A 7,640-nucleotide genomic window follows, 5' to 3' on the forward strand; every position below is an offset into this window, starting at 1 on the left:
ATCTCTGACCGCGCAACACCAACTTCCATACTGATCACGTTCACCGAAACGGCTGATCACCATCGCCGAAATCCGCACCGCTACACGGCTAGCGGCCGCGCCCTCGCGTTTTCGTACCTCACCCACGGTCCAAGTCGACAATACATGGAATCTGGCAAGTTGGTGACTTTCCCGCATCCGCAAATCCGCCGCTGAGCCGTTCATTCCTGCCTCTGCGCCATCTGCCCCGATTGATTCCAGGACGCTTTGGGCGCAGGCAATCCTGTCGAGCGCGGTGCGCAGTCGCTCGCGCATCTGGTCGCGCAGGCCAAGTTCTCGCGAGACGACTTCGACGTCGTTCGCAGCGTCTGATAGCAGAAGGTCGAGTAATTGCCGCCGGCGTAGTGCCCGGGCTGAGCCGGGCAGGTGCCCGGCGTTATCGTCGAGAGGTAGCGAATCCATCCGCCGTATAGCGGAGTGCTTTAGGCGCGACGGCCCGTATGAGCGTCGCACCAACTGGGCAAGGTGCGTGGCTGCTGGCAAAGCGAGGCCGGTGCCGTGTGCTCAAGATGCGTTCGCTCGAACGAAATCTCGATGCGCTTCCTTTCATGGTCGTGCAAGAGGTCCGTGCGTTTGCGGATTGGTTTCAAGGTTTCGGTTGCCGCGCCCTGAGTGACATCCGACGCCTTCTGCGCGCAGGGCTAAAGAAGAGGTGCGGTGTGGATTTGCTTGATTCTCTCGACCGTGCCTATGGTCTCTCGCCCGAGCTCCATCAGTGGCTCGAGGTTCCGCCAACCTTCAGCGCCCGAACTGAACTGCCTGACCGTGTCGAACACGCCGAAGCCGTGCTTTTCTCCGCACGACGGCTCATCGTGCAGCTTTGTGGCTGGTTGAGCGCGCAGTAGCTTGCGCTGACTCACGCCACCATATCCCTTGAGCACGAACGCGGCCGACAAGCCGTCGAGCCCACCATTCTTGAAATCGCTCTTGCCGAGCCGACCTGGCATGAAGAGCACCTCGTGCGTCTGCTCAAGGAGCGGCTCGGACGCACCGAACTGCCAGCTGCTGTGCTTGCCGTTCGACTGACGGCTTCCAAAGTCGAGCCGGCCGAGCCGCCGAGCGACTCACTGTTTCCCGACCCTGGCGGGTCTACCGAAGACCACAATCGCCTCATCGAACTCCTCGTTGCGAGGCGGCGTTATGCGCGCTCGTGTGCTCATTATGCGTAGGTGAATTCACGATGTTTCGCGGCTCGCCCGCCACGTAGGCTGAAATGTTATCCAAGAGCTGGTCCGCAAGGGCTTGTATGGCTTCCTCGCTTGCCCATGCGACGTGAGGCGTCAGAATAAAAGCTGGGTGATTCAGAATCTCATTTAGCGGATTGTCTTCCGGCAACGGCTCTCTGGTGACAACGTCAAATCCGGCGCCCGAAATCAGATTGTTCTTGAGGGCTCGAACCAGAGCAGCCTCGTTCACGAGCCCACCACCGGCTGTGTTGATAATCAGTGGACGTTTCTTCATCCTAGCGAACTCGGCGTCGCTGATAAGGTCTCGAGTCTGTTCGTTCAATGGGCAATGAAGTGTAATGATGTCAGACTGTTCAAGGACCCTTTCGAAAGGGGTGTAAAGCATACCCATGTCGTCGCGCCCCTTGAAAGCTGAGAATAGAACCTTCAGCCCCAGTGCTCTACCGATGTCTGCCGTCGCCTTTCCTAATGCACCGTCGCCAATGATGCCGAGCGTGGAACCGGCCAGGTCCTTGATAGGATAGTCGAAAAAGCAGAACTGTCCGGACTCCTCCCAGCGACCGGCTTGCACCGCCGAGCGGTATGCCGTGAGGCTTCGCCGCAGAGCAAATACCAATGCGAACGTGTGCTCGGGTACCGTGTGAACTGCGTAGTTTCTCACGTTGCAAATCGCAATTCCCTTTTCATTGCACGCCGCTGTGTCTACGTTATCAGCGCCGGTGGCAGCGATGGCGATGAGCTTGAGCTTCTTTGCTTGGGCAATAACGTCGCCCGTCAGTTTGACCTTGTTGGTAATCACGACATCGGCATCTCGAATTCGGTCGATTACCTCATCAGGCTTCGTCGAGTCGTACAGCGCGAGCTCGTGACTGAACGGAAGCTCTTTCAGTTTGGTGGTCGGAGGAATGGTCGAGCGGTCGAGGAATACGATTCGAAGAGGGGAGGAAGGGAGCATTTCTGTTCAGGATAGTTTGAGGTTGTGGAACCCGCCCATGCCGTATCAAGCTGATTCGGGCGGGAACGTTCGCATATCAAGAAAATCGGAAGCCCATTAAAATTAACAGCATGTATGGCGCTGCTGTGGGCAAGAATGATTGCTGACAGACCACAAAGAGGACGCCGCAAACTGCAGGGGTGATTTCTTGGTTTGTAACCTTCGTAAGCGTCTCGGTGGCCCGACAGCTTGGCGACGATGGTCCTGTCTGTTGGCCTCAGTCCTCCTGAGGCCCGCGAGCGAGTTGGGCTTTGAAAGTCTCGCGGTTGAGAGCCTTCTCCCATTTTGCGACCACAATCGTCGCAATCCCGTTGCCAATAACGTTGATAAGCGCACCACCCTCCGAAATGAATCGATAAACACCGAGCACCAAAACCAGGCCTGCGACAGGGATGCCGGGAACGGAGCTCAGCGTTGCGGCCAGAACAATGAAGGCGCCGCCGGAGACGCTTGCCGCGCCCTTCGACGTAAGCAGCAGAACAAGCATAAGAGTAAGTTGATGACCGAGGCTGAGCATACTGTCCGTAGCCTGTGCGATGAAGATGGCAAGCACTGTCATATTGATGCAACTGCCATCCAGATTGAACGAATATCCCGCGGGCACGACCAGACCAACGACAGACTTCTCGCAGCCAAGGCGCTCAAGCTTTGCCATCAGGCGCGGCAGAGCAGATTCCGATGACGACGTGCCCAAGACCAGAAGCAGCTCCTCCCTGATGTAGCGAAGGAAAGCTATCAGGCTGAAACCTGCGAGCCGGCATACCGCGCCAAGAATTACGAAAACAAAGAAGAAGCCGGTCAGATAATAGGTCAGGAGAAGTTGCCCGTACGAGCCCAGTGAGACAACGCCGTACTTGCCGATAGTGAATGCAATCGCGCCGAACGCTCCAAGAGGCGAAACATACATCACGATTCGAACCATGTTAAAGAATGTGTTAGCGCCAGCGTCGATAACGTTAAGCAATGGCTTTCCGCGTTCGCCTAGCATTTGCAGTGCAAATGCAAAGATGATTGACACGAACAAGACCTGAAGAATGTCTCCTTCAGCGAATGCGCCGAAGACTGTCGACGGGATGATGTGCGAGAGAAAGCCAACAACGCTCTGGTCATGCGCGGCTTTCGTGTAAGCAGCAATCGCCGACACATCGAGTGTCTTCGGGTCGATATGCATGCCGCCGCCAGGTTTTAAAATGTTGACCGCAATCAAGCCGATGGCGAGCGCGAGCGTGGTCATCAACTCGAAGTATATAAGTGATTTAATTCCGACACGCCCGACCGATTTGATGTCGTTCATGCTGGCGATGCCGTGGACCACCGTACAGAAGATGAGCGGGGCAATCATCAGTTTGATGAGCTTCAGGAAATTGTCTCCCAAAGGCTTCATCGCTTCCCCAAGCGATGGATAAAAGTGTCCCAGGAGAATCCCTAGGACGACAGCAATCAGAACTTGAATGTACAGATGCTGAAACCAACGCTTCTTGGAGCGAGGTTTTGCTTGTGGCTCGATGGAAGCTTCCGTGACGATGCTCATGAATGTCTCCTGCAAGTTTTCTGCGGATATATGGGTCGGCTTATCTGCCGTTCACCGGTTAAGAACCGGTCCTGCAATCACACATATGGCGCAGTTTCAGGCCGGTCTCACTGTGCTTTTAGATAACCTCTGATATTTCAATTAGATTCAGGTCCGGGTCGCGAACGTAGACGGAACGAATCTTCTGAACTGCGCCTGTCCGCTCGACAGGGCCTTCGAGGATTGGCCATCCACACCGGCCGAGGTGTGCAATAACTTCCTCAAGAGGGACGGCAGCGATAAAGCACAAGTCGAGCGCGCCAGACACCGGCAGATGCGCTTTGGGTTCGTGCTCGGCGCCTCTTACGTGCACGTTGATTTTTTGATTCCCGAATTTGAAGGCGATGCGACCTTCACCGAATGTTTGTAACTGCATCTGCATTACTTCGGTGTAAAAGTGCTTAGTTGCCGCAAGGTCAACGCACGTAAGAACGAGATGGTCCAAATGGTTAATGAATGGCATCTCAGGCTCTGGCCGCGAATGCTCGCTGCTCCGGCAGACCGTCTTTGGTCAAGCAGGGCATCGAATGCAAATCGAGTCGTCGGCCGGCTTTCAGCAGTTGACTAGGAACATCGTGTCCAACGAGTGCAGGAAGCGTGGCGGAGGCCGTGAGAAGCTCAGACAGGTTGACGCCAGTGTCGTAACCGTCGAGCTCGAGCATGTGAACGAGTTCTTCAGTGCAAACGTTGCCTGTTGCTCCTGGTGCATATGGACAGCCGCCGAGGCCACCAAGTGACGAGTCGAAACGGTCAACGCCTGCATCGAGTGCTGCAAGGGTGTTGGCTAGAGCCATTCCGCGGGTGTTGTGGAAGTGCAGAGTTACTTCTAGTTCAGGGAATTTTTCGAGCGCGCTGGCGCACAGTCGTTGAACCTGGGACGGATAGGCCATGCCGGTCGTGTCGCAAAGGGTCACGCCATGCGCGCCGAGTTCAGCGAAGCGTTCCATCCAACGGAGGACCTCTTCCTGCTTGATATCGCCCTCCATCGGGCAGCCCATTGCGGTCGAGAGAGAGACGTTGATGGCGACTCTTGTTTGCTTTACGACGCTGATGACATCCCGCAGTTGGGCGAATGAGTCTTCGCGACCCATGCGAAGGTTGGTTCGATTGTGGCTCTCGCTCACCGACATGACGAGGTTGACTTCGTCGACGCCACAAGAAAGCGCGCGTTCCGCGCCGCGGATGTTCGGAACCAAAACCGTGTACACCACTCCGTCATATCGCTGTATGCCGTGCATGACGGCTTCTGCGTCATGAAGTGCTGGGATGGCCTTTGGCGATGTGAACGATGTCACTTCAATTTTGGCGTAACCACAAGCGCTTAACCGGTCGACGAGGGCAATCTTTGCATCGGTGCCGACGAACTGAGCTTCATTCTGGAAACCGTCGCGAGTGGCGACTTCTTGGATGAACAGGCGTTTACCTTTCATGGCAGCGTTCCTCGTAAATCAAATGATGCCGCGCGTGCGCCAGGCGTCGCGCGTTGCATGGTCTATGCCAACTCGTTCCAGCACGGCGTCAGTGTGCTGGCCGAGAGTAGGTGCGAAAGAGTCAACCGTCCCGGGCGTAGCGCTGAGTTTGGGAACAATTCCGGGCACCTGCACTGGAGTACCGTCCGGCAGTTGGGCATCGAGAATCATGTCGCGGGCCTGGTAGTGCGGGTCGCTCGCAATGTCGGCGACGTCGTAGATTTTTCCTGCCGGTATGCGCGCTTCGTTGAGTGCGGCAAGCACGTTATCGAGCGGCTGTCGGCTGGCCCATTCACCAATTGCGACGTCGATTCGCTCTACTTGCTTTACGCGTCCATCGTTTTGAGCGAGAGCCGGGTCATCGGCAAGGTCGACGCGGCCAATCAGTTCCATGAGCCGGCGAAAGATGCTGTCGCCGTTGCCGGCGATAAGAGCGTATTTCCCGTCCGCGCAGCGGTAGGCGTTAGAGGGGGCTATACCAGGCAGGCTGCTGCCCGCCGGTTGGCGAACCGCTCCAAATGCGGAGAACTCCGGCAAGAGGCTCTCCATCATGTTGAAGACGGATTCATAGAGTGCTACGTCAATCATCTGGCCTTCGCCGCCGTTCTGGTCGCGGTGACGCAAGGCCAGAAGAACGCCGATAACTCCATGCAAAGCGGAAAGCGAATCGCCGATGGATATGCCAACGCGAACGGGGGTGCGACCGGGCTCGCCGCTTAGATGGCGCAGGCCACCCATTGCTTCGGCGACAACGCCGAACCCTGGACGGTCGCGATAGGGGCCGGTTTGACCGTAGCCAGAGACACGCAGCATGACCAAGCGCGGGTTCAGCGTGTGCAGTTCATCCCAGCTCATACCCCAACCTTCCAAGGTGCCGGGGCGGAAGTTTTCGATGAGCACGTCGCTTTCGACGATTAGCTTGCGCGCTACGTCCTGTCCTTCCGGGGAGCGAAGGTCCAGCGTGAGAGACTCTTTATTGCGCGATTGAGCGGCCCACCAGACCGAGGTGCCTTCATGCAGCAGCCGCCATTTCCGGAGCGGGTCGCCGGTGCCTGGGGGCTCAATCTTTGTCACGTGTGCGCCAAATTCAGCGAGCATCTTTCCTGCGAAAGGGCCAGCGATGAGCTGTCCCATCTCCAGCACGCGAATGCCTTCGAGCGGCTTCTTTGTCACGGTTGTCTCCTGTGAAGCGTCGTTTAACCGATGACTTCAGTCTGGGACAAAGCGCGTGGTGTGAAAATGGACGAATTTTCAAGCACCCTTTCCATTCTGGAAAGGGAATACCTTATGGGTCGTTTCGGTCCGTCATGAATTTGAAGAGGCGCGATGCCTCTGGAGATAGAGCATCTAGGGAGCGGGTGCCAATAAATAGTGTTCTATCCGCCCATTCGTCGAAAAGACGCACCTGGTGCAGACCAGCAGCAAGAATCTCGTTCCGGACAGCCGCTTCAGGCAGCACGCCTATACCCAACCCTTGTTCTATCATTCGGCAGATGCCGTCGAAGCTGCTCACCTGAATGCGGACTTTGAGCGTTCGCTCGGCAGAGAACGCGGCAGCAAGCAAACGCGCAAGCAGAGAACTGCCTTCGTTGAGTCCGACATATTCGAAATTGAGCGTGTCAACGAAACTTATGCCCTCGTGAGCTGCGAGCGGATGGTCGTTAGGTACCAACAAGACGAGCTTGTCGCGCCGATAGACGGCTTTCTCGATGTCGGGAGCTGGAACGTTGTCTGCAAAGATACCAATGTCGGCATCGCCGCTTCTGACCGCAGCGACGATGTCTCCGCTGAGTCGCTCCTCGAGGGAAATTTTTACGCTCGGGTTGTCGGTCAGGAACGTCCGAACGTCCCGCGGGAGGAACTGGACAACCGCCGACGTGTTCGCCCACATTCGGACGTGACCACGGACGCCAGTGGCGTAGTCGCTCATCTCATTTGCCATACGATTTACGCGTTCGACAACCTGCCGAGCGTGTGCCAGCAGCCCTTTACCTGCAGCAGTTAGTTCAACGCCACGAGGCTGCCTCAAAAGGAGCGCGCAACCCGTACTTCGTTCGAGGTCGGCAATCCGTTTGCTCACTGCTCCTAGCGTAATGTTTGTGCGTTCTGACGCCTTCGTGAGGCTACCCACCTCAGCGACCACGATAAAGATGCGAAGGGATTGCAGGTCGTAATGGAAGTAGCTCGACATGGCGTTGCAGACCAGAGGTAGGAGATTGCGTTCCTGGAAGTGTATGGCACTTGCGCGAGAAACCACGCCGGCTACTCGTAATCCCGAACATGGTGTCCGCCGACGGGCCTCTGAGTGCGTATTTCGCGGAAGCTGGACACGCGTTTCGCTTGAAGCCGGACAGGTGTTTCGCGCGAAGCTGGACAGCCGG

7 protein-coding genes and 1 pseudogene are annotated in these 7,640 nt (G+C 56.6%); 1 reads left to right on the plus strand and 7 read right to left on the minus strand.

Features of this window, described 5'->3' with window-relative positions:
* Nucleotides 1–441 (minus strand): hypothetical protein (locus AWB81_RS47645; RefSeq protein WP_235026143.1); only part of this gene is annotated, 441 nt, incomplete at its 3' end.
* 17 nt (nucleotides 442–458) lie between these two features.
* Here AWB81_RS47645 and AWB81_RS47650 point away from each other — a divergent pair.
* Nucleotides 459–1,172 (plus strand): annotated as a pseudogene (locus AWB81_RS47650) (DNA polymerase Y subunit UmuC family protein); the annotation flags it as partial.
* On the opposite strand, the gene AWB81_RS38820 reads toward AWB81_RS47650, so the two are convergent.
* The 6 genes from AWB81_RS38820 to AWB81_RS38845 all read right to left on the minus strand — a co-directional run bounded on the left by AWB81_RS38820 (nucleotide 1,150) and on the right by AWB81_RS38845 (nucleotide 7,450).
* Nucleotides 1,150–2,181, minus strand: a complete 1,032-nt coding sequence (locus AWB81_RS38820) for a D-2-hydroxyacid dehydrogenase (RefSeq protein ID WP_062643484.1) — start codon at nucleotides 2,179–2,181, stop codon at nucleotides 1,150–1,152. The pseudogene AWB81_RS47650 and the gene AWB81_RS38820 sit on opposite strands and share 23 nt — an antisense overlap.
* A 256-nt stretch (nucleotides 2,182–2,437) precedes the next feature.
* Nucleotides 2,438–3,751, minus strand: coding sequence for a dicarboxylate/amino acid:cation symporter (locus AWB81_RS38825; RefSeq protein ID WP_062643486.1), 1,314 nt, complete (start codon nucleotides 3,749–3,751; stop codon nucleotides 2,438–2,440).
* A 118-nt stretch (nucleotides 3,752–3,869) separates the two neighbouring features.
* A complete protein-coding gene (locus AWB81_RS38830; protein WP_062643488.1) occupies nucleotides 3,870–4,253 on the minus strand; it encodes a VOC family protein in 384 nt (127 codons plus the stop codon).
* A 1-nt stretch (nucleotide 4,254) separates the two neighbouring features.
* The gene (locus AWB81_RS38835) at nucleotides 4,255–5,220 is read right to left on the minus strand and encodes a hydroxymethylglutaryl-CoA lyase (protein ID WP_062643490.1); all 966 of its coding nucleotides are present in this window, start codon (nucleotides 5,218–5,220) and stop codon (nucleotides 4,255–4,257) included.
* Nucleotides 5,221–5,238: 18 nt separating this feature from the next.
* Nucleotides 5,239–6,432: a CaiB/BaiF CoA transferase family protein gene (locus AWB81_RS38840; RefSeq protein ID WP_087135502.1), complete on the minus strand. Its 1,194-nt coding sequence runs from the start codon at nucleotides 6,430–6,432 to the stop codon at nucleotides 5,239–5,241.
* Between the two features lie 112 nt (nucleotides 6,433–6,544).
* On the minus strand, nucleotides 6,545–7,450 hold the full coding sequence (locus AWB81_RS38845; RefSeq protein WP_062643492.1) for a LysR family transcriptional regulator: 906 nt from the start codon (nucleotides 7,448–7,450) through the stop codon (nucleotides 6,545–6,547).
* Between the last annotated feature and the right edge of the window lie 190 nt (nucleotides 7,451–7,640).

The organism is Caballeronia arationis, from assembly GCF_001544975.2.
Taxonomy (GTDB): Bacteria; Pseudomonadota; Gammaproteobacteria; order Burkholderiales; family Burkholderiaceae; genus Caballeronia; species Caballeronia arationis.